Origin of the sequence: Acinetobacter sp. UNC436CL71CviS28 (assembly GCF_000620525.1) — a bacterium.
GTDB classification, from domain to species: domain Bacteria; phylum Pseudomonadota; class Gammaproteobacteria; order Pseudomonadales; family Moraxellaceae; genus Acinetobacter; species Acinetobacter radioresistens.
Genome location: NZ_JIBB01000020.1, coordinates 17,317 through 42,999, shown reverse-complemented (window position 1 = coordinate 42,999; position 25,683 = coordinate 17,317). Strand labels below are relative to the sequence as shown.

At 36.5% G+C, this 25,683-nt stretch carries 23 protein-coding genes; 17 read left to right on the top strand and 6 right to left on the bottom strand.

All coding sequences use genetic code 11. From position 1 onward, the window contains the following. Window positions 1-5 precede the first annotated feature (5 nt). Entirely contained in the window at window positions 6-419 is a 414-nt protein-coding gene (gene tnpA / locus N518_RS0109075) for an IS200/IS605 family transposase (RefSeq protein WP_005023768.1), read from the bottom strand. Between the two features lie 20 nt (window positions 420-439). Here tnpA and N518_RS16180 point away from each other — a divergent pair, with 20 nt between their 5' ends. After that, complete coding sequence (locus tag N518_RS16180; RefSeq protein WP_005023766.1) at window positions 440-1,534, top strand: RNA-guided endonuclease InsQ/TnpB family protein; 1,095 nt, start codon at window positions 440-442, stop codon at window positions 1,532-1,534. Here N518_RS16180 and N518_RS0109065 read toward each other — a convergent pair. The 5 genes from N518_RS0109065 to N518_RS0109045 form a co-directional block, all read right to left on the bottom strand. Next, entirely contained in the window at window positions 1,526-2,215 is a 690-nt protein-coding gene (locus N518_RS0109065) for an FKBP-type peptidyl-prolyl cis-trans isomerase (protein ID WP_005017411.1), read from the bottom strand. The two genes, N518_RS16180 and N518_RS0109065, sit on opposite strands and share 9 nt — an antisense overlap. Before the next feature lie 46 nt (window positions 2,216-2,261). Further along, on the bottom strand, window positions 2,262-2,966 hold the full coding sequence (locus N518_RS0109060; RefSeq protein ID WP_005023763.1) for an FKBP-type peptidyl-prolyl cis-trans isomerase: 705 nt from the start codon (window positions 2,964-2,966) through the stop codon (window positions 2,262-2,264). 208 nt (window positions 2,967-3,174) lie between these two features. Continuing rightward, the gene (locus N518_RS0109055; protein ID WP_026444173.1) at window positions 3,175-5,358 is read right to left on the bottom strand and encodes a polysaccharide biosynthesis tyrosine autokinase; all 2,184 of its coding nucleotides are present in this window, start codon (window positions 5,356-5,358) and stop codon (window positions 3,175-3,177) included. 17 nt (window positions 5,359-5,375) lie between these two features. Next, complete coding sequence (locus tag N518_RS0109050) at window positions 5,376-5,804, bottom strand: low molecular weight protein-tyrosine-phosphatase (RefSeq protein ID WP_017401310.1); 429 nt, start codon at window positions 5,802-5,804, stop codon at window positions 5,376-5,378. A 2-nt stretch (window positions 5,805-5,806) separates the two neighbouring features. Then, window positions 5,807-6,886, bottom strand: coding sequence for a polysaccharide biosynthesis/export family protein (locus N518_RS0109045; protein ID WP_026444172.1), 1,080 nt, complete (start codon window positions 6,884-6,886; stop codon window positions 5,807-5,809). A gap of 362 nt (window positions 6,887-7,248) precedes the next feature. On the opposite strand from N518_RS0109045, the gene tviB reads away from it, so the two are divergent. The 16 genes from tviB (at window position 7,249) to N518_RS0108965 (ending at window position 25,674) form a co-directional block, all read left to right on the top strand. Next, a complete protein-coding gene (tviB, locus tag N518_RS0109040; protein ID WP_034593857.1) occupies window positions 7,249-8,526 on the top strand; it encodes a Vi polysaccharide biosynthesis UDP-N-acetylglucosamine C-6 dehydrogenase TviB in 1,278 nt (425 codons plus the stop codon). An 18-nt stretch (window positions 8,527-8,544) separates the two neighbouring features. Continuing rightward, window positions 8,545-9,573: an NAD-dependent epimerase/dehydratase family protein gene (locus N518_RS0109035; protein ID WP_026444170.1), complete on the top strand. Its 1,029-nt coding sequence runs from the start codon at window positions 8,545-8,547 to the stop codon at window positions 9,571-9,573. Beyond that, window positions 9,570-10,805, top strand: a complete 1,236-nt coding sequence (locus tag N518_RS0109030) for an oligosaccharide flippase family protein (protein WP_026444169.1) — start codon at window positions 9,570-9,572, stop codon at window positions 10,803-10,805. The genes N518_RS0109035 and N518_RS0109030 overlap by 4 nt, the downstream gene beginning before the upstream one ends. Window positions 10,806-10,807: 2 nt before the next feature. Then, complete coding sequence (locus tag N518_RS16175) at window positions 10,808-11,950, top strand: CapA family protein (protein WP_051531896.1); 1,143 nt, start codon at window positions 10,808-10,810, stop codon at window positions 11,948-11,950. Beyond that, entirely contained in the window at window positions 11,947-13,026 is a 1,080-nt protein-coding gene (locus N518_RS0109020) for an NAD/NADP octopine/nopaline dehydrogenase family protein (protein WP_026444168.1), read from the top strand. The genes N518_RS16175 and N518_RS0109020 overlap by 4 nt, the downstream gene beginning before the upstream one ends. A 14-nt stretch (window positions 13,027-13,040) precedes the next feature. Continuing rightward, window positions 13,041-14,165, top strand: coding sequence for an ATP-grasp domain-containing protein (locus N518_RS0109015; protein ID WP_026444167.1), 1,125 nt, complete (start codon window positions 13,041-13,043; stop codon window positions 14,163-14,165). 1 nt (window position 14,166) lies between these two features. Further along, a complete protein-coding gene (locus tag N518_RS0109010; RefSeq protein WP_026444166.1) occupies window positions 14,167-15,336 on the top strand; it encodes a nucleotide sugar dehydrogenase in 1,170 nt (389 codons plus the stop codon). Then, a complete protein-coding gene (locus N518_RS0109005; RefSeq protein WP_026444165.1) occupies window positions 15,333-16,364 on the top strand; it encodes an NAD-dependent epimerase in 1,032 nt (343 codons plus the stop codon). The genes N518_RS0109010 and N518_RS0109005 overlap by 4 nt, the downstream gene beginning before the upstream one ends. Before the next feature lie 34 nt (window positions 16,365-16,398). Continuing rightward, the gene (locus N518_RS0109000) at window positions 16,399-17,529 is read left to right on the top strand and encodes a glycosyltransferase (protein ID WP_026444164.1); all 1,131 of its coding nucleotides are present in this window, start codon (window positions 16,399-16,401) and stop codon (window positions 17,527-17,529) included. 11 nt (window positions 17,530-17,540) lie between these two features. Further along, on the top strand, window positions 17,541-18,890 hold the full coding sequence (locus tag N518_RS0108995) for a phenylacetate--CoA ligase family protein (RefSeq protein ID WP_026444163.1): 1,350 nt from the start codon (window positions 17,541-17,543) through the stop codon (window positions 18,888-18,890). Between the two features lie 2 nt (window positions 18,891-18,892). Further along, window positions 18,893-20,032, top strand: a complete 1,140-nt coding sequence (locus N518_RS0108990) for a hypothetical protein (RefSeq protein WP_026444162.1) — start codon at window positions 18,893-18,895, stop codon at window positions 20,030-20,032. Beyond that, entirely contained in the window at window positions 20,029-21,171 is a 1,143-nt protein-coding gene (locus N518_RS0108985; protein WP_026444161.1) for a glycosyltransferase family 4 protein, read from the top strand. Before N518_RS0108990 ends, N518_RS0108985 begins: the two co-directional genes overlap by 4 nt. Further along, window positions 21,172-21,780 carry a sugar transferase gene (locus N518_RS0108980; RefSeq protein ID WP_026444160.1) on the top strand — a complete coding sequence of 203 codons (609 nt, stop codon included), beginning with the start codon at window positions 21,172-21,174 and terminating at the stop codon, window positions 21,778-21,780. Next, entirely contained in the window at window positions 21,780-22,433 is a 654-nt protein-coding gene (locus tag N518_RS0108975; RefSeq protein ID WP_026444159.1) for an acetyltransferase, read from the top strand. The genes N518_RS0108980 and N518_RS0108975 overlap by 1 nt, the downstream gene beginning before the upstream one ends. Window positions 22,434-22,463: 30 nt before the next feature. Continuing rightward, window positions 22,464-23,639, top strand: coding sequence for a DegT/DnrJ/EryC1/StrS family aminotransferase (locus N518_RS0108970; RefSeq protein ID WP_026444158.1), 1,176 nt, complete (start codon window positions 22,464-22,466; stop codon window positions 23,637-23,639). Window positions 23,640-23,799: 160 nt separating this feature from the next. Further along, window positions 23,800-25,674: a polysaccharide biosynthesis protein gene (locus N518_RS0108965; RefSeq protein ID WP_005017380.1), complete on the top strand. Its 1,875-nt coding sequence runs from the start codon at window positions 23,800-23,802 to the stop codon at window positions 25,672-25,674. The last annotated feature ends 9 nt before the right edge of the window (window positions 25,675-25,683 follow it).

Genomic DNA, 25,683 nt, shown 5'->3' with positions numbered 1-25,683 from the left:
GATTACTAATGAGGTGTTTGCTGGCTCTTAATATATTGTTTAATGATTGAAATTGGAGCACCACCACAGCTGGCTGCAAAATAACTGGGCGACCATAAGGCATTACCCCATAGTTTGTTTTTAATTTCGGGGTGTTTAGTGCGTAAAATACGACTTGATGCGCCCTTTAAACTATTGACCAAGCTAGAAATAGCAACTTTAGGTGGATAATTTACAAGTAAATAGGCATGGTCATCTTCACCGTCAAATTCTACTAATTCTGCTTCAAAATCAAGGCAAACACGCTCAAACACATCACGCATTGTTTCAAGCATAGCTTTGGTAAAAACATCGCTACGATATTTAGCCACAAAGACTAAATGAACGTGCATATTAAAAACACAATGGCGACCTGTCCTAATCTCTTGACTATTACTCATAGACCAAATATATTTTAGTGATGAAGACACTTAAACTACGCATAAAAGACAAATATTGCAAGGAGTTAGACCAACTAGCATTAGAGGTAAACTTTGTCTGGAATTACGTCAATGATTTGTGTTTCAAGTATCTGCAAAGAAAACAGCAATTCTTTTCAGCTTATGACGTTGCTAAATATACTAAAGGCGCATCTAAAGAATGTAATCTGCATAGCCAAACTATTCAGGCTGTCACAGAAGAATTAGTCATAAGACGCAAGCAATTCAAGAAAGCAAAACTAAAATGGCGTGTTAGTAATAAGAAATCGGCTAGGCGTTCGTTAGGTTGGATACCCTTCAAGAAAGTAGCAATCAAATATGCTGATGGCTATATTCAATATGGCAAGCACCAATTCAAACTATGGGACAGTTATGGACTAAGTAAATATAATATCAAAACAGGCTCGTTTGTAGAAGACAGTCGTAGACGCTGGTATGTATGTCTAGTGGTTGAAAATGTTCAACAAGTAAAGACCAATGCAAAAACATCAATAGGCATAGATTTAGGCTTAAAAGATTTAGCGACCTGTTCAAATGGGATGAAACTCAAAGCCCCTCAAATTTATCGCCAATACGAACAAAGACTTGGTATTGCACAACGTGCAAAAAATAAGAAACGTGTCAAAGCGATACATGCCAAAATTAAAAATATACGACAAAATATGTTGCATCAATTCAGCCATAAACTGGTGAATGAACATGCAGCAATCTTCGTTGGCAATGTCAATGCCAAAGCATTGGCACAGACCAAACTAGCCAAGTCTGTGCTAGATGCAGGTTGGACAACACTTCGATCCATGCTCAAGTATAAATGCGAGAACGCAGGAGTATGGTATGAAGAAGTCAACGAGGCATATACCACCCAGACTTGTTCGTGCTGTGGTTCACGCTCCAGTAGTCCGAAAGGTAGAGCAGGGCTTGGAATAAGAGAATGGCAGTGTGTGGAATGCGGTACATTCCACGATAGAGATATAAACTCAGCACTCAACATTCTTGCGCTCGGACATGAGCGTCTCGTAGGAGGAATCCCTGTCCTAAAGGTCGGGGAGGATGTCAAAGAACAGAAATTAAGGTAAAATCTGCAAAAGCTCTACATCAAAAATTAAGGTACTATTCGGTGGAATAGCGTCACCGGAACCAATTTCGCCATAAGCCAGCTTGGCTGGAATAAAGAAACGGCTTTTACCGCCTTCTTTCATGGTCTGTAAACCCTCAGACCAACCTTCAATGACCTGGTTCAGCTGAAAATCTACCGGTTGGCTACGTGCAATTGAACTGTCAAACACGGTACCATCTAGTAAACGGCCTTCATAATGTACTTTGACCTGTGAGGTTGGCTTGGGAGTTTTTCCCTGCCCCGCTCGAATAATTTGATATTGCAGGCCAGATTTGGTGCTAATAATACCAGGCTTTTTCATATTTTCTGCTAAGAATACTGCACCGGCCTGCCCATTTTTGGCAGCCATCTTCTGAAATTCAATCAGCTGTTCAGCTTCCGCCTGCTTTTTATATTGAGTTAAGGCTCGGGCCATTTCCTCTTCAGTCAAACGGGCAGACTTGCCTTCAGAACCTTCCTTTAGACCCTGAATAAAAGCTTCCAGATTAAGGTCTTTCAAGGTATCTGCATTGGTACGACCCATGACATAGCCATAGCTATAACCCAGCTGGTCTTTTTGTGGACTTTTATTGGTCACAGGTAACGCCCAGACAGAGAAGCTGGCCGAGATTAAAATAGAAGCGAGCAGTGTTTTTTTCATAAAAAATCCTGAAGGGTGGAGGGCAATCAGACCCTCCTGTGCATTATTATTGTACTTTAAGCAGCTCTACATCAAAAATTAGAGTACTGTTTGGTGGAATCGTACCAGGTACGCCTTGTTCACCATAACCAAGTTTAGCAGGTATATACAAGGTAGCCTTGCCGCCTTCTTTCAGTAATTGTAAGCCTTCTGTCCATCCCGGAATGACCTGGTTTAAAGGGAACTCGACTGGCTCGCCACGGTCATAAGAGCTGTCAAATACTTTTCCATCTGTCAGCTGGCCTTTATAGTGAACTGTCACACGGGAAGTAGCAGTAGGCTGCTTGCCTGTACCCTCTTTAATGATTTTATATTGCAACCCTGAAGCTGTAGTCTGTACACCAGCTTTTTTGGCATTTTCAGTCAAAAAGCTGTTACTGTCAGATTCAGCTTTTTGAGCCTGTTCAAGCTGTTTTTTCTGCATATCTTGCTGGAACTGCACATACGCTGCCTGTAGCTCTTCTTCAGTATAAGCTGGCTTGGCACGGGCGTGTCCCTGACGGATACCAGTTACAAAACTGTCAACATCAAGTTCTGGTGGAGTTTGATGTGCAACTTCATAGCCCAGCGCATAACTGATTTTCTGGATTGAAGAGGCATCTTTGCTAACATTACCGGTATGCGTCACAGGATGCTGGCTGGCATAGTAAACAGGGATCAGGGCAGCACCGCCGAGGATAACAGCAACAGCAATAGGTAAGGCTTTACTCATAAAGGGCGTTCCAGTTCATTTTATCTTTTAACATAGACCATGGGATAATCAGGTCATCTAACTCTTTTAGCATAGAATATTTTGCAATCAAACAATATGTTTTTTCTGTGCATTAAAATCCTACTTTAAACTTGTATAACAATCTATCTACTACCGTAAAATAAAAAGCCGGAATAAACTCCGGCTTTTAAATTATTTCAAAACTGATTTAATCATCTTTTTTTGCCTGATAAGCATAAGCATAGTTATAACCATAACCATAACCTGCTGCAGTACGCTGAATATCGTTCAGTATAAAGCCATTAACTTTTACGCCTGCCTGCTCAAAGCGGTTCACTGTAATCTCCAGCTCTTTCATTTGTGTTTTAGCATGGCGGGCAATAATCAGGTTTACACCACTATATTGAGAAATAATAATTCCATCAGTCACGGCCAGTACCGGTGGAGTATCAATAATAATATGATCATACTGACTGGAAAGTTGCTCTAGCATTGTACCAAAAGCTGCAGAGCTTAATAATTCAGAAGGATTAGCCGGACTTTTCCCCCGACTCATCATATATAAATTCTTAATTTCAGTCTCATGAATTGCATCAGATAGATTATTTTGCCCATTTAGATATTCAGACAGTCCTGGCTGTGTATTTACATTAAAATACTTATGCAGATAGCCACGGCGCATATCTGCATCAATCAGCAGAACACGCTTGTGGCTCTGTGCAAAGATCACTGACAAATTCGTAGAAATAAAGGATTTCCCCACTTCCGGTGCAGGTCCTGCGATCATGATGATATTATTTTTGGCATTGGCCAAGGCAAAGTTGACGGCAGTACGCAAGCTGCGCAGGCTTTCAATGGCAATGTCATCACTATTCTTAACTGCAAGGATAGGAATATGTTTTTTCTTTTTAAGAAGCTTAATACGGCTCTCTTGTACAGGAGAACGAGGAACAGTTGCGTAAACAGGTAAGTCTAATTCGTTTTCGATTTGACTTGAATCTTTTACGCCTGAGCGCAGAATGTTACGTAATAAGGCTAGCAATGTACCAAGAAAGGCACCTAAAAATAGAGAAAGTATAATAATTTGTAATTTTTTAGGTTTGATTGGTCCTAATGGTTCAACTGCAGTATCAATAATACGCACATTACCGATCTCTCCTGCTTTGACAACTCGAAGCTGTTGGTAAGAGTTGAGCAGGGCGGTATAAAGCTGCTGGTTTACTTCAACTTCACGAAATAACTGTAAGTATTGACGTTGTAATTCAGGTAGTCGTTTTAATGTACCATTCAGTTCATTGATTTTATTGTTTACTGCACCAAGCTGGGCATTAATTTCACGCATTTGTGGATGTTCAGCAGTATATTTAGCTGCCATCTCTGCCTGTTTCTGCTGCAGCTCTATTTTTTGGGTTTCTAATGTAATGCTCTGAGTTAAATATAATTCAGACTCTTTAGTGACATCAACTGTATTAAAACGCTCACGGAAATTGTTAAATTCACGTTCAGACTTATCAAGCTGCTGTTTTAATTGTGGAAGCTGTTCATCTAGGAATTTTAAAGTTTGAGCTGTCTCTGCTGTACGCCGCTCAATATTTTGTTGACTATACGCCGTTAATATCGCATTTAGGACCTGTGTAATATACTGCTTATCTGTACCTTCATAATTCAATCCTAGAATACCAGACTGTTTGCCCTTTTCTGCTACAGAGAAAGGGGCTGAAATAGTATTTACTGCGGCTGGTAAGGAAAGTTTTTTAATATTATAGGTATCTGCTAACTGGTCCTTACTATATATAGCAACTTTCCATAGACCGTATTGGGAATTAAACTGATTGCTACGGTTGAGCATACCTTTAAAGATTGGCTCATGCGTTATCGTATCAGTTAAAATAAAATTATTATTCTCAAAAGTTAGCTGTAGATTTCTGTCTAAGTAATAAGAGGGTACATCAAATTGACGGAGACTAAAAGACTTGTTCCCGTCTTTAAAAACAACTGATTGGTTAGAATATTTAGTTTGATATTCAGGCTTATGAAGTAAACGTTGTATAAAACTGTCTTCAGTGCTTGAAATCTGCACATCAAGATTTAAAGAATGGATAACATTACCGAGAATTAAGCGAGATTTTAAAATTTCGATTTCTGCCTGTGCTGGAGACTTTTGTTCAACCATCTCAGACAGATCGCCTAATAATGCTGCAGAAGCCCCTTTTTTATCTTCTACTTGCACTATGGCATCAACTTGATAAATATTCGGTGTAGTCCTGAGGTAAAGTAAAGCACAAACTAGGCTTAAAATCGTACAGAGGGCAATTAACTTCCACTGCGCAATCAAGGAAAAAAACAGTTCCTTTAGGTCAATGGTATCTTCAGTGGTGGTATTTTGGCTCATAATTCTTGGTTCAAAAGTTAAATATATTTTTTCCAGTCCGCAATACAGCTTTGAATCAGTTCACAGGTTTCATCAAATACCTGCTGATCATGCTGATAAGGATCTGGTACATTTTTATTCTGCCAGTGGCCCAGCCGAAAGGTTTTTCCTTTAGCAAAAGACCAACTCTGTTCAATATGTTTTTGCTGATTCTGACTCATGACCAGTACAAGATCAGCTTTTTTAATTAACTCGGCATTTAATTTTTTGGCAATATGCGATTGCATATCCATACCTAATCGCTGCATACAAAGCTGAGCTTTCTCATCTGCTGTATGACCTGTTAAACCCGAAATTCCAGCTGATTCAATATGAAGCTCTGGAAATTCTTGCTTTAAAAAATACTCCGCCATTGGACTGCGGCAGATATTTCCGATACACACAACCAGAATATTCTTAATGGCCATTATTAGTTACCTAAACGATCAAAACTATAAATAGCATTAGAGAATGGAACAATCTGTCCAATGACACGTTGCCAGCGAGTTAAGCCAGTCGAGTCAATATAGACGACATCGTTATTACGCATTTTAAACTGATTGGCTAGTCCGAAATCACCTATATTACTTAAATCAAGATGATAAAGCTCTGTACTTCGATCATTAAGATTCGTACGTAAAACATAAATACGCCCTGCACTTGCTGAAAGTGGATTAATGCCCTGACTTTCACCTAGCACATCACCTAAGCTCATACCCTGGTCACGTATAGATAATGCCTGATTTTTACTGGCTTCTCCCATCACATATATTTTTTGATTTTCTCGAGTACTGACGTAGATGGTATCATTAGGTTGCAGAATTAAATTATGTAGTGACATTCCTGCACGTTCTAACTCAATAATATTTAAGTCATATGTCATACCATTACGAATAAGCTGCACGTAGGTATTACTGGTGTTTTCTGCGGCCCCACCTGACATACTTAAGGCATTATACAGCGTCATGGGTTGATCATTTAAGTTGATTTGTCCAGACTTTTCAACATTCCCAAAAATTGAAATATGTTTTCCTTGGTAAGATATTACACGTGCAATGACATCAGGATTTTTTAAGTAACGAGAAAGCTGAGAACGAAGTTCTTGGTTAACTTTGACTAAACTTTTACCTGCGGCTTTATAGCGTCCAATCATGGGAAAATGTATATATCCACTTTGATCAATCTGATAACCATTTGCGGGATCGGTACTGTTCCCGCTAATTTCTGGATAAGCCCACAGTTGTATGGAAAGAACATCTCCTGGACTTAATAAATAGGTATGTGGACTATTTTGAAACAAGTGAGCATAGTCACGCTGAAAATTGACCGTAGCTGGTTGAATGGCAGATAAATTATCTTGTGTAATTTTTACAATATTTAATGGTGTACCAAGCTCAGTCTGATACACCCCTTCTTCTGGCAAATTATAAGTTTGAAAACCTGAAGTAATCGCACATCCTGTAGAACCGAGGCCGAAACCCAATAAAAAAAGAGCTTGGTAAAATTTCACGCTTGACCCTTATATATTTATCTCTAATTTGTTTAATTCAATGAACAATATAAAATTGATACTCAATGCGCAGAAATCTTAACTGAAAAAAACATGGAATACACTAGAAGAATTTCTTGGTTTGTATAGTTTGTATAAATTTGTGTACTTGTCAGAATAATGTAATTTAAAAATTTTATATATAAATATATTTATTTTTAAATTTTTTATATAAAACAAAAGATAACAGAAATAAACAAAATGACTTTTAATGAAGAAATTCTATTGAAATTTTTCTGTTATATTACTGTCCCTTAATGACTTGCTAAGTTTTTCTATTACAGAAATTGTTGATTTTAACATATAAGGATAAAGGCTGTTCTATGTTGCAACTCCCTGAATTAAAAATAGCAATTATAGGCCTAGGCTACGTGGGTTTACCTTTGGCGGTAGAGTTTGGTAAAAAAGTACCAGTAACTGGTTTTGATATTCACCAGAGACGTATTGATGAGTTAAAAGCAGGGCAAGACCATACTTTAGAGGTCTCCGCGGAAGAGCTTAAGCAAGCGACCCGACTTACTTATACTGCACAACTTGAAGATTTAAAAGAATGTAATTTTTATATTGTCACAGTACCTACCCCAATCGATGACTTTAAACAGCCTGATTTAACTCCTCTAATTAAAGCTTCCACCAGTATTGGCCAGGTGCTCAAAAAAGGCGATATCGTTGTATACGAGTCAACCGTATACCCGGGTGCGACTGAAGAAGCTTGTATTCCAGTACTGGAGCAAGTATCCGGACTCAAGTTTAACCAGGATTTTTTTGCAGGTTATAGTCCAGAACGTATTAACCCGGGCGATAAGCAGCACCGAGTTACTAATATTCTAAAAATTACTTCGGGCTCTACACCACAAGTTGCTGAATTTGTAGATCAGGTCTATAACCTGATTATTGAAGCGGGTACTCATAAAGCACCAAGTATTAAAGTGGCTGAAGCGGCAAAAGTCATTGAAAATACCCAGCGTGATGTCAATATTGCACTGATTAATGAGCTGGCGCTGATTTTTAATAAAATGGGTATTGATACTGAAGATGTATTAAAGGCTGCCGGTACCAAATGGAACTTTCTGCCTTTTCGCCCAGGCCTGGTTGGTGGGCATTGTATTGGTGTTGATCCGTACTATTTAACCCATAAAGCACAGTCTATTGGCTATCATCCTGAAATTATTTTGGCAGGCCGCCGTTTAAATGATGCAATGGGTGCATATGTGGTGACGCAGCTGGTCAAACAAATGATCAGAAAGAAAATACAGGTTGAAGGCTCAAAAGTATTGGTACTCGGTTTAAGTTTTAAAGAAAACTGTCCAGATATTCGGAATACTAAAATTATTGATATTATCAATGAACTGACAGAATACAATATTGCTGCCGATGTGTATGATCCATGGGTAGATGCAAGCGAAGCTCAACATGAATACGGAATTACTCCAGTCGCAAATCTGGAACAGGATCAGTATGATGCTGTGATTCTGGCCGTTGCCCATGATCAGTTTAAAGCTATGGGTGTAGATGCGTTACGTGCCTTGGGTAAGTCAGTACATATTTTATATGACCTGAAATATGTACTGGATCAATCTGAATCTGACCTTCGTCTGTAATTTATAGGGACCATAAAAATGAGCCAATATCAAACTGTATGCGAGCAATTACAACAAGCACCAAAAACCTGGTTAATTACCGGTGTGGCAGGCTTTATTGGCTCAAATTTACTGGAAACCCTGTTAAAGCTGAACCAGAATGTGGTGGGTCTGGATAATTTTGCTACAGGTCATCAGCATAATCTGAATGAAGTGCAAAGTTTGGTCAAGCCTGAACAGTGGGCAAACTTCAAGCTTTATGAAGGTGATATCCGTAATTTTGAAGATTGTCAGATAGCATGTGCAGGAGTGGACTATGTGTTGCATCAGGCCGCTTTAGGTTCTGTACCCCGTTCGATTGTTGACCCGATTACCACCAATGCAGCCAATATTACCGGCTTTTTAAATATGCTGACGGCTGCACGTGATGCAGAAGTGAAAAGCTTTACCTATGCTGCTAGCAGTTCAACTTATGGTGACCATCCGGCACTGCCTAAAGTCGAAGAAAATATCGGCAAGCCGCTTTCGCCTTATGCTGTCACCAAATATGTAAATGAGCTATATGCAGAAGTTTTTGCACGGACTTATGGGTTTAAAGCCATTGGCCTACGTTACTTTAATGTTTTTGGTAAGCGCCAAGACCCTAATGGGGCTTATGCCGCAGTTATTCCAAAATGGACTGCAGCCATGATTGCGGGTGATGATGTATTCATTAATGGGGATGGTGAAACCAGTCGTGATTTCTGCTTTATTGAAAACACGGTTCAGGCCAATATTTTAGCTGCTACCACTCAAAATGATGAAGCCAAAAATCAGGTTTATAATGTGGCAGTAGGGGATCGTACGACTCTAAATGATTTGTTTAATGCCATTAAAGCTGCATTAAATGAAAATGATGTGACTTATACGAAAGAGCCTGTATATCGTGATTTCCGTGCAGGGGATGTTCGGCATTCACAGGCCAGTATAGCTAAAATTGAAAATAATTTAGGATATAAAGCTGAATATAAAATATCAAAAGGCATTGCATTTGCAATGAGTTGGTATGTAGAGAATTTATCTCAATGAATTTAAGAAAAGTTTTTAAAGAGAAAGATATTCTAGTTGTTTTTAAAAACTTAATTTCTTTATCTTTATTGCAATTAATTAACTTAATTCTACCCTTTATAACGTTACCTTATATTGCACGAGTAGTTGGAGTAGAAAACTTTGGTATATTGGCTTTCTCTTCAGCTATTATTGTCTTTTTTCTTACAGTTGTCGATTATGGGTTTAATTATACAGCTGTTAGAGATGGGGCGCGAGTTAAAGAAGATAAAATAGCTTTTTCAAAAATTTTATCAACTGTTTTCTACTCAAAGATTATTTTGTTCTTGATATCATTTTTAATTTTTTCATTACTGGTTTTTTTTGTACCACTTTTCCAAAAAAATGCACTAATTTTGTATTTAAGTTTTTTTTCAGTTTTTTCAACAGTGTTTTATCAGGAATGGCTTTTTCAAGCATTGGAAAAAATGCATCTGTTAGCATTTTTATCTTTGATTTCAAAAGTTTTGTATACTATCGCTATTTTTTTATTAATAAAAAAATCAGAGGATTTTTATCTAGTTCCAGTTATTAATGCGATATCCATATTGATAACAGGTATGATCTCTCTTTATTTAATTGTAAGTAAATTGAATTTAAAATTTGTTGTAATACCTATTGTAGAGTTAATAACCTACCTAAAATCAGGTTTTAATATGTTTATAAGTTTGTTTATACCAAATTTATATACAAATATATCATTTATATGGTTAAGTCAATTTTATGGTAAGTTCGCAACTGGTATATTTGATGCTGGTTATAAGATAAATGGAATTTCTCAAACATTAAGTTCAGTGTTATCTCGAGCTTTTTTCCCACTTTTATCTAGGAAAATTAATTTTCATAATTTTTATATTAAATTAAATTTAGCTTTAGCTTTGGTGTCATCTAGTATTCTTTTCTTATTTTCCGATATAATTGTTTCTATTATGTTTGGTGAAGGGTATGAGCAAGCATCAGAGGTTATTAAAATTATGTCAATTTCTCCAATTTTTATTAGTTTGATGAATATATATGGCACTAATTTTCTGGTGCTAAAAAATAAAGAAAGCATATTAATGAAAATAATTATATTTTGCTCGTTAGTTGGAGCATTAGTTACTGCTATTTTTATATATTTCTGGGGGTATGTCGGTGCTGCTTATAGTATTACATTGGTATGGGCAATAAGAGGATTTTTAACCATGTTTTTTGCTAAAAAAATGGGAGCTTGACTATGAAACTAATAATTGCTGGTGATTTTTGTCCATATAATAGAGTTCAAAATCTTCTTGAAGAAAATAAATTTGAAGAAATCATTTCTAAAGAAGTTGTGGATTTGTTTTTTAAAATGGACTACAACATTGTTAATTTAGAATGCCCTGTTGTTGAATCTGTAAATTCAAATATAGATAAAGTCGGTCCTTCAATAAAAACAACTAGTAAAGCCTTAAATTTTCTTAATTACTTAAATGTAAATATAGTTACTTTAAGTAATAATCATATTATGGATTATGGTGCTGAAGGATTAGTTAGTAGTATAAAAGGATGTCAAGATGCTTCTATAAAATATGTAGGTGCTGGTGAAAGTCTTGAGCAAGCAAGGGAACCGCTATTTATTTCAGATCTGAATCAGAAAGTTGCTATTATTAATATTACGGAAAATGAGTTTTCAACAACTCATGATTGTTCTCCTGGAGCGAATCCATTAGATTTGGTCAACAATTATTATGATATTAAAAGTGCAAAAGATAAGAGTGATTATGTAATTGTAATATATCATGGTGGACATGAAGGTTATAAATATCCTAGCCCAAGAATGAAAAAGATATTTAGATACTTTGTTGATGTTGGCGCGGATTTAGTAGTTTGTCATCATGCTCACTGTCATAGTGGTTATGAAGTTTATAAAAATAAAAATATATACTATGGTTTGGGAAATTTTATTTTTGACTGGCCCTCAATTTATGATAAGCCTTGGAATTATGGTTGCTTTATTGAGATTGATACAGTAATTAATAAAATTGATATTCATCCTTATAGTCAATCTAGTAAATCTGTAACTCTAACTTTATTGAAAGAACAGGAAAAATTAAATTTCTTTGACGATTTGGAGTTATTAAATAAGATAATTCAGGATGATAATAAATTAAATACTGAATTTTCCCGATTCACTGGCGAACGTTTAAGAAGTTATTTATCTGCTTTACAGCCATATCCTGGTTACCTTTTAAGTGGGGCATATCGGAAAGGGATATTACCAAGTTTATTGAGTAAACCTAAAATGTTAAGTCAATTAAATATGATTAGGTGTGAAGCTCATCGAGATCTTTATATGGCATCATTAAAAATGCAATTAGATTCTAAGGATTTAAAATGAAAGTAGCTATTTTAGGGACGGGTAATGCTGGCTGTGCATTAGCTGCAAAGTTTACCCAACAAGGTCATATTGTTAGTTTAATTAAAACATCTAAATCTTTACATGAAGAAAATTTTGATGTAATTAATCAACAACAAGGTATTTGGTTGCATGATTTAGATAATAGTCAAAATTTTATAAAAATTTCTAAAATAACAAGAAATATAAAAGATGGTTTACAGCATGCTGAAATGATTATAATTTTAACCCAGAGCGTTCATCATGAAAGTGTTGCTGAAAAAATAGCTCATTTTATTCCAGATTCTTGTAAAATTATTTTTACGATTCCTGGTAATTTAGGATCATTATATTTATATAAAAAAATAGGTAATAAAGTTATCTATGCTGAAGGTGAATCAACACCTTATGATGCAAGATTAGAGAAACCTGGGGTAGTGAAAATATTATTCAAAAATAGACGTAATGCTGTTTCATTTTTACCAAAATCAAGAGCAGATGAAGGTCTTGAGTATATTTCTACTCTAGTTGATACCTATAAGTTTAAAAGACAAAACTTAGTAGAATCAGCTTTGCATAACCCTAATCTGGTTGTTCATACGATAGGTGTAATTATGTCTGCGAGCCGTATTGAAATGATGAAGGGTGAATTCTGGATGTATAAAGAGTCATTTTCACCTGCTATCTGGAACCTTATTCATGATTTAGATTCTGAAAAAAATAAAATAATTGAAGCTTTCAAAGGTGAGGAATTATCTTATCTCGACGCTTGTAAGTTTCGTAACGCTGATGATTTGAATATGAATTCTTATGAAGTTTTTAAAGGGTATGCAGAAACAGGGGGGCCAAAGGGACCTGACTCTTTATCAACAAGATATTTACATGAAGATGTGGCAAATGGTTTATGTCTATTAAGTATGCTGGGGAAAGTTCTAAACATAGATACGCCAATAACAAACTCATTAATAACTCTTGCTTCATCGTTGGTTCAATATGATTTTTTAAAAAAATCACGGACTTTGGAAAGTTTAGGATTAGGTCACTTGAATAAAGATCAACTTATTGATTTTTTTAATTAAATATGAAGTCTGTTATGTCAAAAATGTATATTCGTGAATTGGTTTTATCTACTCCTTGGTTAAAGAAGATTTATTTAAAACGACGTAGTAAATCTGAAAATGATTTAATGAATGCGGTGCAATTAGATAAATATTTGAATGAAGCGGAAAAAGTTCTTTTAAAACAGTTTGTCGATATACATGTCGGACTGGTTAAAGATGGGGATAATTATGCTGATGAAGGCTTAATTAAAGAAAGAGCATCTTTCCCCAAATATGAGAGATTTTTAAAAGAAAATAATATTTCTTATGAATATTACGACCCCTACACTTCAGATTGGATGGAGAAGGCTAAACAATTTGATCTAGTTATTTGGCGTACGGATTCTACTCCTTCAGCACAGTCAATTGCTGAGAGTAAAATCTACATTTTAGAAAAAATGGGAAAAAAATGTTTTCCAAGTTATGATGAAGTTTGGTCTTATGAAGATAAGATTAGAGCAAGTTATTTATATGAATTATATAATTTCCCTTCAATACCAACTTTTATTAGTCATTCAAAGAAAGATACCTTGTCTTATTTGAAAGGCGCTAGCTATCCTATTATTTCTAAAATATCTACAGGTTCTTCGTCTTATGGAGTAGATAAAATTGAAAATTTTAGTGAAGCAAAAAAAATAGTTAATCAGGTTTTCTCTTATAAAGGGAAAAAAACTTATTTTGATTATATAAATCAAAAAGATTATGTTTATTTTCAGGATTTTATTGATGATGCTACTTACGATTTAAGAATAATGTGTGTCGGTAATAGCTTGTTTGGTTATTATCGTTATCCTAATAAAGGAGATTTTAGAGCATCTGGAGCTGGTAATTATGAAAAGAAAGAGATCCCAGTAGAGGCATTAGAACTAGCATATAATGTTAAAGAGAAATTCGGCACAACTTTTTTAGCAACTGACCTGCTATATAGTACGAAGCATAGTAAGTTTTTAATCATTGAATCTTCTATTTTTATAGGTGTAGATACCTGTGAACAACTTTCAATTAACGGAGTTGCAGGGCGCTATAAACGCTATGAGACGAATAAATACACCTTTGAACCAGGGAAGTTTTGGGTACAAGAGCTAACTTTGAAAAATTTTATTGAGCAGAATTTTTAATATGAAAATAGCAGTTGCAGGCACCGGTTACGTCGGCCTTTCCAATGCCATGATTTTCTCACAACATCATGAAGTCGTGGCATTAGATATTATCGACAATAAAGTTGAAATGTTGAATCAGAAGATTTCTCCAATTCAGGATTCTGATATTTCATTATTTTTAAGTGAAAAACCACTCAACTTTCGTGCAACAACTGACAGATTTGATGCTTATAAGAACGCAGATTTTGTCATTATTGCTACACCAACGGATTATGATCCCAAAACCAATTACTTTAATACTCAGAGTGTTGAAAGCGTAATCCAGAATGTAACTGAGATTAACCCTCAAGCTGTGATGGTCATTAAATCTACGGTACCTGTAGGTTTTACGAAATCGATTAAAGAAAAATTTAATACAGAAAATATTATTTTCTCCCCTGAGTTTTTGCGTGAAGGAAAAGCACTGCATGATAACCTTTATCCATCGCGTATTATTGTAGGTGAGAAGTCAGAGCGTGCCCAGCAATTTGCAAATATGCTAATTGAAGGGGCAATCAAAAAAGATAGTCCTGTTTTGTTTACTGACTCGACAGAAGCTGAAGCAATCAAATTATTTGCGAATACATATTTAGCTATGCGTGTTGCATTTTTCAACGAATTAGATATTTATGCACAAACCTTCGGTTTAGACACTCGTCAAATCATTGAGGGTGTATGTCTTGATCAACGTATTGGTAGCCACTACAACAATCCATCATTTGGTTACGGCGGTTATTGTCTACCAAAAGATACTAAACAGCTCTTAGCGAATTACAGCCAGGTGCCAAGTAATCTGATTCAAGCCATTGTAGATTCTAATCGTACTCGTAAAGATTTTATCGCAGATTCTATTCTAGCTAGAAATCCATCTGTAGTAGGGATCTACCGGCTTGTAATGAAAAGCGGTTCAGACAATTTCCGTGCCTCAGCCATCCAGGGCGTAATGAAGCGTTTGAAGGCTAAAGGTATTGAAGTCATTGTGTATGAGCCTGCATTAAAAGAGCCCGAGTTCTTTAAGTCTAAAGTCATTAATGATCTTGAGAAATTCAAACAGCAAGCAGATGTGATCATAGCTAACCGTAGATCCAAGGTTCTCTGTGATGTAGAAGATAAAGTGTATACTCGTGATATTTTTGGAGGTGATGAATGAAAATTCTGGTAACAGGTGCTGCAGGTTTTATTGGATTTCATGTCTCCAAAAAACTTTTGGAACGTGGTGATGATGTTATCGGTTTTGACAACATGAATGACTATTATGATCCGGCTTTAAAACAGGCTCGTGTAGATCTGTTGTTTAAGACTGCCGAACAGCATGTAGGGCAATTTCACTTTATTCATGCCAATCTTGCAGATAAAGCTGCTGTAGATCGGTGTTTTCAAGAACATCAATTTGATCGCGTAATCCATCTAGCTGCGCAGGCCGGTGTACGTTATTCGCTTGAAAATCCGATGAGCTATGTGGAAAGTAATATTATTGGTTTTACCAATATTATTGAAGCCTGCCGATATGCCAAGACACCACATCTGACTTATGCTAGCACCAGCAGTGTCTATGGCGCCAACACCACCATGCCATTTAGCGAAAAATATGGCGTTGATCATCCGATCCAGTTCTATGCAGCAACAAAACGTGCCAATGAATTGATGGCGCATAGTTACAGCCACTTATTTAAACTACCAACGACGGGCTTGCGCTTCTTTACCGTATATGGCCCTTGGGGCCGTCCGGATATGGCGCTGTTTAAATTTACCAAAAATATTATTGAAGGCAAATCTATTCCTGTTTTTAACCACGGCAACCATACCCGTGACTTTACCTTTGTTGGCGATATTGCAGAAGGCGTGATCCGTTCCAGTGACCAGATTGCCGCACCAAATCCAGACTGGGATAGCAATCATCCAGACCCATCAACCAGCAATGCCCCGTTCCGTATTTTTAATATCGGAAATAATTCACCAGTCAAACTGATTGAATATATCCGCGCCATTGAAAAAGCAGTGGGTAAAGAAGCCATTTTAGATCTGTTGCCACTGCAACCAGGTGATGTACCAGATACCTTTGCCGATAGTTCAGCACTTGAGAAAAGTGTTGGATACAAACCTTCAATTTCAGTAGAAGATGGCGTGAAGCAATTTGTGGACTGGTATCAAGCATTTTACAAATCTAATATAATTTAAAAGATTACAAGTAATTTAAAAATCAGAGGTAGTTGTGAAAATAGTTCATATAATAACTGGGTTAAATAATGGAGGGGCAGAAGGCGTACTTTATCGTTTAGTAACGAATGATAAGAAAAATGAGCATATTGTTATCTCTATGATGGATGCAGGAAAATATGGCCCTTTATTAGAAGTTAAAAATATAAAAACATATTTTCTAAATCTTAGACGAGGGAGTATCTCTATATCCGCATTAATAAATTTAAAAAAAATTCTAAAGATAGAACAACCGGATATAGTGCAAACATGGATGTCACATGCCGATTTGATTGGGGGGATAGTTGCAAGATTCACAGGCTTTAAAAATATTGTTTGGAATATCAGACATAGTAAAATTGAACATACTACATCGAACCTTAAAACTAGAGCTATTATTTTGCTTAGTATGTTTTTAAGTAATGCTGTGCCCAAAAAAATTATTTGTTGTTCGTACAAAACTTATGAAGATTATAGTAATAATGGCTACAGAAAAGATAAAATGGAAGTTATTAGTAATGGCTATGATTTTGAACAATTTAACCAAAACATAGAATTGAGAGCTTTAATTCGAAAAGAGTTAAATATTGCTGAGAATGATATCCTTCTTGGAATGGTTGGTCGTTGTGATCCTGCTAAAAATCATCTGGGATTGTTAGAAGCCTTAAGCTTAGTAAGAAAAAATATAAATTTTAAATTCTTATTGATAGGTCGTGATTTAAATATTAATAATGAATTAATTGTAAAAAAAATTAAACAACTGAATTTAACCGAGAATATAATTCTTTTGGATCAAAGAAAAGATATACCAGCAATAATGAATGCTCTAGATTTGCATGTTTTAAGCTCTTCATATGGTGAGGGTTTCCCTAACGTTATTGCTGAGGCTATGGCATGTGGTACTTTATGTGTTTCTACTGATGTAGGTGATGCTAGTGTTATCGTAGATCAGTACGGATGGGTAGTGCAGCCAAATAGCCCTGAATTATTAGCAAATGCAATATTAAAGGCAATAGAGCTTAAAACAGATGCAAGTATATGGAGTAATATGAAACATGATGCTAAAAAACATATAATAAAAAGTTTTAGTTTGTCTAGTATGATTGAAAAATACAATTTTGTTTGGAAAAAAACTGTAGAGTTATAAGGTATCTAGTAATGTCGTTTAAAGAAAGCTTAGTTCGCTGTAGCCCTCATTTCCTTCAAAATTTAGCAGTCACCTTGTTTAATGTGTATCAGTATAGAATTAGACATGGGGGATTTTATCCTGATTTTAGAAAATATTATCTAAGAGCTGAAAATCTTTCACGAGAAGAATTGGAGCGGGAAATTAAACAAAAAAGATATGAGTTCTTTTCTTATACAGTAAATAATTCGAAATGGTATAAAAATCAAAATTTAAACAATTTCAATGAAGCTCGTGTGCTTGAAAAAACAGATGTGATTAATAACTTAGAAGAAATAAAAACAATAAGTGAGTCAGAAGGTATTGTTAGCTTAACAGGAGGTACCACAGGTGCTTCTATGAAAGTAATTTATACGAAAAAAGATATGCAGGAAAGATTTGCAATTTTAGACCACTTTCGACACCAGCATGGTTATGAGCTAGGCAAGAAAACCGCATGGTTTTCTGGTAAGAATATAATTACTCAAAAGGATATAGATAAAGGAATTTGTTCTCACTATGATTTTGTAAATAAAATTAGATTTTATTCTACTTTTTTAATTAATGAGAAAAATTTTGATATTTATTGGAAGTCTTTAAACGAGTTTCAGCCTGAATTTTTAGTTGGTTTTCCCTCTAGTGTATTTGAGATTTGTCAGATTGCTAAATCTAAAAATTTGAAATATCAAGGTAAAGCAAAAGTTTTTTTCCCGACAGCAGAAACTGTATTGGCAGAACATCGTCAGGTTATTTCAGAAGTACTGGGGTGTAAGTTGGTTGATCAATACGCTTCTTCAGAAGGTGCACCATTTATATTAGAATGTAATGCGGGGAATTTGCACATTCATCCTTTAACCGGAATTTTTGAAGTTGTTGATGATGATTTGAAACCTGCTCAATCTGGACAGATGTTGGTAACTTCTTTTACTACACATGGAACACCACTTGTAAGATATAGAATAGGAGATTCAATAACTCTGGCTGATTCTTCGAAAAATTGCCCGTGTGGTTCTATTTTTCCTTTAGTTGAACGTATTGAGGGAAGAACAAATGATTATATTCTTTCTCCAACTTATGGTAAGGTTAACTTAGGAAATATTAGTAATTCAACTAAAGATACTAAAGGAATAGTGTGTTTTCAGTTAATTCAAGACAAAATTGATCATATAGAAGTTCGAATTGTATCAAATAAAGATTTTGATAAAAAACAAGAGTTAAGCTTTATTTGTTCTCTGCGCGAAAGAATTGGGAATGAAATTGATTTAGATATTACATATGTTGAAGCTATTGAAAAAGAGAGAAGTGGGAAATTCAGAATTGTTAAAAATTTAATTGGTGAATAGTTATGCTTGATTTTAACTATTATCAAAATATGTTAACTATTTCAATTTTAATTGTTAGCTTATTTCTATCTTTTCTTATTGGCTGTAAAAAGAAGAAAGATATTATAATTATAATTTCTATCTTCTTTTGGCATACTTTATTTAGTGTATTTTTCTATTTTTTTACCTTGGCTAATACCGCAGATGCATTAGGCTACTATTCTAAATCATTAGATAGTGCATTTAGATTTTATCCCGGTTCTCCCTTTATTTATTATTTTTCTTCTTTATTTTCTGTAGGGTTAGATTCAAGTTATTTTAATGTTACTTTAGTATATAATCTATTTGGATTGTTAGGTTTAATTTTTCTGTATCTTTCTGTGAAAAAATATATTGAAAAGCTTACTGGAATTTGGATTTTTTTACTATTCATACCTTCGATGAGTTTTTGGAGTTCGGGCTTAGGTAAAGACGCTATTTCTTTTTTTTCTATATGTTTGTTTTTATATACTATTACGACTAGTAAAAAAGAATATATTTTAATACCTTTTTCATTTTTTCTTATGTTTATGGTTCGCCCTCATATTGCATTAATGATGATTGTTTCTTTTATACTTTATTTTATTATAAAGTCTAAAGTACATATATTATTTAAAATAATGACTTTACCTATTATTGTCGCAGGTATTATTTTTTCTTCTAGTTTTGTACAGCAATATATAGGTTTGGAGGAAGCATCTATTGATAGTGTTAGCAGTTATGTAGAGCAGCGTCAAGGATATAATCAAAGTGGTGGTTCCTCTATCGACTTACAGTCTATGAGTTATCCAATGCAGATTTTTACTTATATTTTTAGACCTCTGCCTTTTGATGCACATAGCACTTTAGCTTTATTTACTAGTATTGAAAATACAATATTACTATTTTTATTTATTTATATCTTATTCATAAGTAAATTTAGATTATATTCATTTGTTGAGGGTAAAAATACTTGGCTATTAATCTATGCTTTTTTAACATGTAGTATGTTAGCAATTACAACAGCAAATTTAGGTATCGCGACAAGGCAGAAGTGGATGTTTATGCCTATTTTTATTTATTTATTAATTTATGCTTTTTACCGATATAAGCACAATCAGTATGCGATTAGTATTAAAAAATGAAATTCTTAATTATTTCTAGCTTTCTCCCTTCCGTCTTAAACTTCCGTGGAAAGTTGCTCGAAGCGATCAATCAGCAAGGCTATGAAATCCACATTATTGCACCTGATCTAACTTCTTTTTTCACCGAGCATGAAAAACTTTTAAGTTTAGGTTATTTCGTACATGAAGTTTCGATGCAGCGCACAGGTACCAACCCGGTAGCAGACTTAAAAACCTTGAGGAGCATATATACGCTTATAAAAAAAATTAAACCTGATTATATCTTATCTTATACAATCAAACCGGTTATATATGGAACACTAGTCGCATGGCTGACAAAAGTGCCGAATCGGTATGCTCTAATCACAGGTTTAGGTTATGCATTTCAAAATGTAGAAACTCAAAGTAAACGGGGTATTTTTCAGAAATTGGTTCATGGTTTATACCAACAGGCATTGTCGCGCAGTCATAAAGCTTTTTTTCAAAATCCAGATGACTTAAAACTTTTTCAGGACTTAAATCTTTTAAATACCAAAACACCTACAGTGGTAGTAAATGGTTCCGGGGTCAATGTTGCTGATTTTAATGTATTACCTTTACCTGTAACGACTGATCAAAAAATTAAAATATCCTTCTTGCTGATTGCACGTTTATTGGTAGATAAAGGTGTGCGTGAATATGCCGAAGCAGCAAAAATCATCAAACATAAATATCCGCATGTAGAGTTTAATCTGGTAGGCTGGATTGATGAAAATCCTTCGGCCATTCGCCAGCAAGAATTGGATCAATGGGTGGCCAGTAACACATTAAACTACTGGGGGAAACTATCCGATGTTCGTCCTGCAATTGCAGAAAGCTCGGTGTATGTATTGCCATCGTATCGTGAAGGCACACCCCGTACCGTTTTAGAGGCTATGGCAATGGGCCGGGCAATTATTACCACGGATGCACCAGGTTGTCGTGAAACTGTTACCGATGGCGATAACGGCTTTCTAGTTGAAGTAAAATCCGTGCAAAGTCTAGTAAAAGCAATAGAGAAACTGATTGTTCAGCCAGAGCTTATCGCTCAAATGGGAAGACGTTCCCGAGAAATTGCACTTCATAAATACGATGTACATCAGGTAAACGCACATATGATGCAAGAAATGGGTTTAATCTAAATGTCAAAACGCTTTCTCGATATTATTATCGCTTCTATTGCCTTGATGCTGCTTTCACCACTTTATGCCTTTGTAGCTTATAAAGTGAAAAAAAATCTTGGCTCACCTGTTCTTTTTCGACAGGTTCGCCCCGGCTTACATGGCAGGCCGTTTGAAATGATCAAGTTTCGCACCATGAAGGATGCAATAGATGCAAACGGGCAGCCATTACCTGATAGTGAACGGTTAACACCCTTTGGAAGAATGTTACGTTCGAGTAGTCTCGATGAAATGCCGGAACTCTGGAACGTGATTAAAGGTGATATGAGTATTGTCGGCCCACGACCTCTACTGATGGAATACCTCCCACTTTATAGCCCTGAACAAGCCAAACGCCATGATGTACGTCCGGGCATGACCGGTCATGCACAGGTCAATGGCCGTAATGCCATTAGCTGGGAAGAAAAGTTCAAGCTGGATACCTGGTATGTCGAAAATCAGTCGATATGGCTCGACTTTAAAATTATGTTCAAAACGGTACATAAAGTTTTAGCAAAAGATGATATCAGTGCCGAGGGCGAAGCCACCATGACACGCTTTACTGGCTCACAAAACAAGGACGAAACATAATGAAAGCTTTATATATTGGTGTTTATGGTGCAAGTGGTTTTGGTAAAGAAGTTATGCCACTGGTTCGCCAGCAATTTCCAACCTTAGCCAAAGATAATTTTGTTTTTATCGATGATGGCCAAGCTGGCACTAGTTTAAATGGCTATGTCGTTTTAAGTTATCAGGATTTTCTCGCTACACCAAATATCCATAAGGCTGTAACTATTGCTATCGCGAACAGTCAAGTTCGTGAAAAACTGGTTCAACGTTTAAATGAGGACAAGGTACAGCATCTAGATATTCATGCAGGCAATACAGTTATTCTGGATGAGGTGCATATTGGTGAAGGGAGCTTACTTTGTCCTTTCACCTGTCTGACATCTAATATCAAAATTGGAAAATTCTTTCATGCTAATATTTATAGCTATGTAGCGCATGATTGTATCATCGGTGACTATGTTACATTTGCACCAGGGGTGAAGTGTAACGGTAATATTCATATTGAAGACCATGCCTATATTGGAACAGGTGCAATAATTAAACAGGGTACACCTGACAAGCCTTTAGTGATTGGTAAAGGTGCGGTGGTGGGTATGGGGGCTGTGGTCACCAAGAGCATTCCACCGGGTGTGACCGTAGTCGGCAATCCGGCACGGATCTTAGAGAAAAAATAAGTTTTTAAATTTAAAAATTCAGGAAACATCATGTTAAATACTGCATTTGAACCATGGCCAAGCTTTACTCAAGAAGAAGCCAGTGCCGTCTCTCAAGTTTTGCTCTCCAATAAAGTCAATTACTGGACAGGCCAGGAATGCCGGGAATTTGAAAAAGAATTTGCACACTATACCGGCACCAAATATGCAGTGGCACTCGCCAATGGTACGGTCGCACTTGATCTGGCATTAAAAGCTTTAGGTATCGGACCGGGGGATGACGTGATTGTTACCTCACGCACTTTTCTGGCCTCTGCCAGTTCAATTGTCACAGCTGGTGCTAATCCTATTTTTGCCGATGTCGAGCTGGATTCACAAAATATTTCCCGTGCTACGATTGAAGCTGTTCTAACACCAGATACCAAAGCAATTATCTGTGTGCATCTGGCGGGCTGGATGTGTGACATGGACCCCATCATGCAACTGGCTGCTGATAAAGGACTATATGTAATTGAAGACTGTGCGCAGGCACATGGGGCACAGTATAAAGGCCGGCCGGCCGGTTCAATCGGTCATATTGCGGCATGGTCATTCTGTCAGGATAAAATTATGTCCACAGGGGGTGAAGGCGGTATGGTCACTACCAATGATGAAGCGCTATGGAAAAAAATGTGGTCTTATAAAGATCATGGCAAGAATTTTGACAGTATTTATCACAAGCAGCATCCACCAGGCTTTCGCTGGGTACATGATTCATTTGGAACCAACTGGCGCATGATGGAAATGCAGGCAGTCATTGGCCGGATCCAGTTAAAAAGAATGCCAGAATGGACCAAGAAGCGAACTGAACATGCTCAAAAAATTCTAGATACCTGTGCACAAAGTCAGTATTTTTCTGTACCGAATCTACCACCTGAGTTTATACATGCTTACTATAAATGCTATGTACAGGTGGAGCCAGAAAACCTGCCAAAAGGCTGGGACCGTGACCGGATCATGCAGGAAATTAATACCCTAGGCGTTCCGTGTTTTAGTGGTTCATGCTCAGAAGTGTATCTTGAACATGCATTTGATCATACACCATGGCGACCAGCTGAACGTCTTCCACAAGCAAAGCAGTTGGGCGAGACCAGCTTAATGTTTTTAGTGCATCCGACTTTAAGCACTGAAAGTTTAGTTAAAACAGTTGAAGTGATTCAAAAAGTCATAAAAATGATGAATACCTGACTATTGTTGAAGCCAATATGAAATTAGCGCACATATTGGCTCTTTTTTGTTTTCATATTTCATATTTATTGTAGTACTCGGGTAAAAAATATTTATTTATCAAAAGCAAAGGCGTATAAAGATTTGCATTTGATGAAATAATTCATACTAGAAGATCATCGTGAAACAACTTATTTTTAAACTTGCATCAGCTCCCCGACTTATTAAACAGGGTTTTCTAGTCTTACTGGATCTAATTGTCTTTCCGGTACTCCTGTGGCTCTGTTATGCCATTCGCCAATTTGACTTGAGTGTTGAGGTAGTACCTGGCCTAGATCATGGCGCTTTCTTGGTAAGCATTATTGGAGTCATCTGTCTGGCAATCTGCGGTATTTACCGTTTTATTGTACGTACCTTCAATGAATTTTTTATGGTCAAGCTGGCACTTGCCATGCTGTTAATGATTGGCACACTTTATGCCTTGGCCTATTTTTCTCCTGCTTTTATCCCGATGTCTATTCCTTTTATGTTCGGCTTTATGATGTTTGGCTGGGTATGGTTTAGCCGGGCAATCATCCGTTTTGTCATTAAAGGTGCTTTGCAATCTGGTTTGGGACGTAAACGTATTGCGATTTATGGAGCTGGCTATGCTGGCCAGCAGATTGCCGCAGCATTGTTTCGTTCAGATGAACACTTACCTGTATTTTTTATAGATGATAAAGCAAACTTGCAGGGTCATATTGTTGGAGGCCTGTGTGTCTATTCTATTCAAAAGACACTTGAGCTTCTTAAAAAACATCATATAGAAGAGATTTTAATTGCTATTCCTTCGGCTAACCGGGTCCGTAAAAGCGAAATTATTAAACAGCTGGAACCGGCACGGCTTAAAATTACCGAGCTTCCGGGCCTGACCAAACTGGTAGATGGTGATATTAAAATCGCCGATATCCGTGAAGTAGATATTATTGACCTGCTTGGCCGCGATCCTGTGCCGCCAATTGATCACCTTCTGGCTAAAAACATTCATAATAAGGTGGTTATGGTGACTGGGGCAGGTGGGTCAATCGGCTCGGAATTATGCCGCCAGATTATTAAAAACCAGCCTTTACGTCTGGTAATTTATGAATTAACCGAGTTTGCCCTGTACAGTATTGATAAAGAACTGCGTCTGGCGACCCAATGCGAGATTATTCCAATTCTAGGGACCGTACTCGACCAGCAGAAACTGGAACGGGTAATTGAGCAGTACGCAGTACAGACGGTTTACCATGCTGCAGCCTATAAACATGTACCATTGGTCGAATGTAACCCAATTGCCGGACTTAAAAATAATGCCATTGGTACGGCCAATAGTCTGAATGCTGCCATTAAAAAGGGTGTAGAAACCTTTGTACTGATCTCAACCGACAAGGCAGTCCGCCCGACGAATGTAATGGGGGCATCCAAGCGCATGGCAGAGCTATACTGTCAGGCGATGGCAGAAGAACAGACCCAGACCCAGGTCAGTATCGTGCGCTTCGGTAATGTATTGGGTTCATCCGGTTCAGTAGTACCTCTGTTTAAACAGCAGATTGCTAAAGGTGGTCCGATTACTGTGACCCATCCTGAGGTTACCCGTTATTTTATGACTATTCCTGAGGCTTCGCAGCTGGTGATTCAGGCCGGGGCACTCGGTACAGGTGGCGATGTATTTTTACTTGATATGGGGGAGCCGGTACGAATCCAGGATCTGGCACGGCAGATGGTATCTTTAAGTGGTTTAACAGTTCGTGAACAAGATACAACCGAAGGCGATATAGAGATTTGCTATAGTGGTCTGCGCCCAGGTGAAAAATTATATGAAGAATTGCTGATTGATCATGACAATACACAAATTACAGAACATAGCCGTATTTTAAGGTCATTTGAAAAACACTATACCTTTAGCGAGCTGTTACCTGTATTTGAACGTATTAATAACATGACAGCTATTCAGACTGATATTGACTGGGCACTTGGCCAGCTTGAATATTATGTTGATGGTTATAAACGCAGTGGACTTGTTTCAGTAAACTAAACTTTGGAA

What these genes read in the sequence shown, in the direction of transcription:
- tnpA (WP_005023768.1), bottom strand. Translation starts at nt 419, where the DNA reads ATGAGTAATAGTCAAGAGATTAGGACAGGTCGCCATTGTGTTTTTAAT.
- N518_RS16180 (WP_005023766.1), top strand. Translation starts at nt 440, where the DNA reads ATGAAGACACTTAAACTACGCATAAAAGACAAATATTGCAAGGAGTTA.
- N518_RS0109065 (WP_005017411.1), bottom strand. Translation starts at nt 2,215, where the DNA reads ATGAAAAAAACACTGCTCGCTTCTATTTTAATCTCGGCCAGCTTCTCT.
- N518_RS0109060 (WP_005023763.1), bottom strand. Translation starts at nt 2,966, where the DNA reads ATGAGTAAAGCCTTACCTATTGCTGTTGCTGTTATCCTCGGCGGTGCT.
- N518_RS0109055 (WP_026444173.1), bottom strand. Translation starts at nt 5,358, where the DNA reads ATGAGCCAAAATACCACCACTGAAGATACCATTGACCTAAAGGAACTG.
- N518_RS0109050 (WP_017401310.1), bottom strand. Translation starts at nt 5,804, where the DNA reads ATGGCCATTAAGAATATTCTGGTTGTGTGTATCGGAAATATCTGCCGC.
- tviB (WP_034593857.1), top strand. Translation starts at nt 7,249, where the DNA reads ATGTTGCAACTCCCTGAATTAAAAATAGCAATTATAGGCCTAGGCTAC.
- N518_RS0109035 (WP_026444170.1), top strand. Translation starts at nt 8,545, where the DNA reads ATGAGCCAATATCAAACTGTATGCGAGCAATTACAACAAGCACCAAAA.
- N518_RS0109030 (WP_026444169.1), top strand. Translation starts at nt 9,570, where the DNA reads ATGAATTTAAGAAAAGTTTTTAAAGAGAAAGATATTCTAGTTGTTTTT.
- N518_RS16175 (WP_051531896.1), top strand. Translation starts at nt 10,808, where the DNA reads ATGAAACTAATAATTGCTGGTGATTTTTGTCCATATAATAGAGTTCAA.
- N518_RS0109020 (WP_026444168.1), top strand. Translation starts at nt 11,947, where the DNA reads ATGAAAGTAGCTATTTTAGGGACGGGTAATGCTGGCTGTGCATTAGCT.
- N518_RS0109015 (WP_026444167.1), top strand. Translation starts at nt 13,041, where the DNA reads ATGTCAAAAATGTATATTCGTGAATTGGTTTTATCTACTCCTTGGTTA.
- N518_RS0109010 (WP_026444166.1), top strand. Translation starts at nt 14,167, where the DNA reads ATGAAAATAGCAGTTGCAGGCACCGGTTACGTCGGCCTTTCCAATGCC.
- N518_RS0109005 (WP_026444165.1), top strand. Translation starts at nt 15,333, where the DNA reads ATGAAAATTCTGGTAACAGGTGCTGCAGGTTTTATTGGATTTCATGTC.
- N518_RS0108995 (WP_026444163.1), top strand. Translation starts at nt 17,541, where the DNA reads ATGTCGTTTAAAGAAAGCTTAGTTCGCTGTAGCCCTCATTTCCTTCAA.
- N518_RS0108990 (WP_026444162.1), top strand. Translation starts at nt 18,893, where the DNA reads ATGCTTGATTTTAACTATTATCAAAATATGTTAACTATTTCAATTTTA.
- N518_RS0108985 (WP_026444161.1), top strand. Translation starts at nt 20,029, where the DNA reads ATGAAATTCTTAATTATTTCTAGCTTTCTCCCTTCCGTCTTAAACTTC.
- N518_RS0108980 (WP_026444160.1), top strand. Translation starts at nt 21,172, where the DNA reads ATGTCAAAACGCTTTCTCGATATTATTATCGCTTCTATTGCCTTGATG.
- N518_RS0108975 (WP_026444159.1), top strand. Translation starts at nt 21,780, where the DNA reads ATGAAAGCTTTATATATTGGTGTTTATGGTGCAAGTGGTTTTGGTAAA.
- N518_RS0108970 (WP_026444158.1), top strand. Translation starts at nt 22,464, where the DNA reads ATGTTAAATACTGCATTTGAACCATGGCCAAGCTTTACTCAAGAAGAA.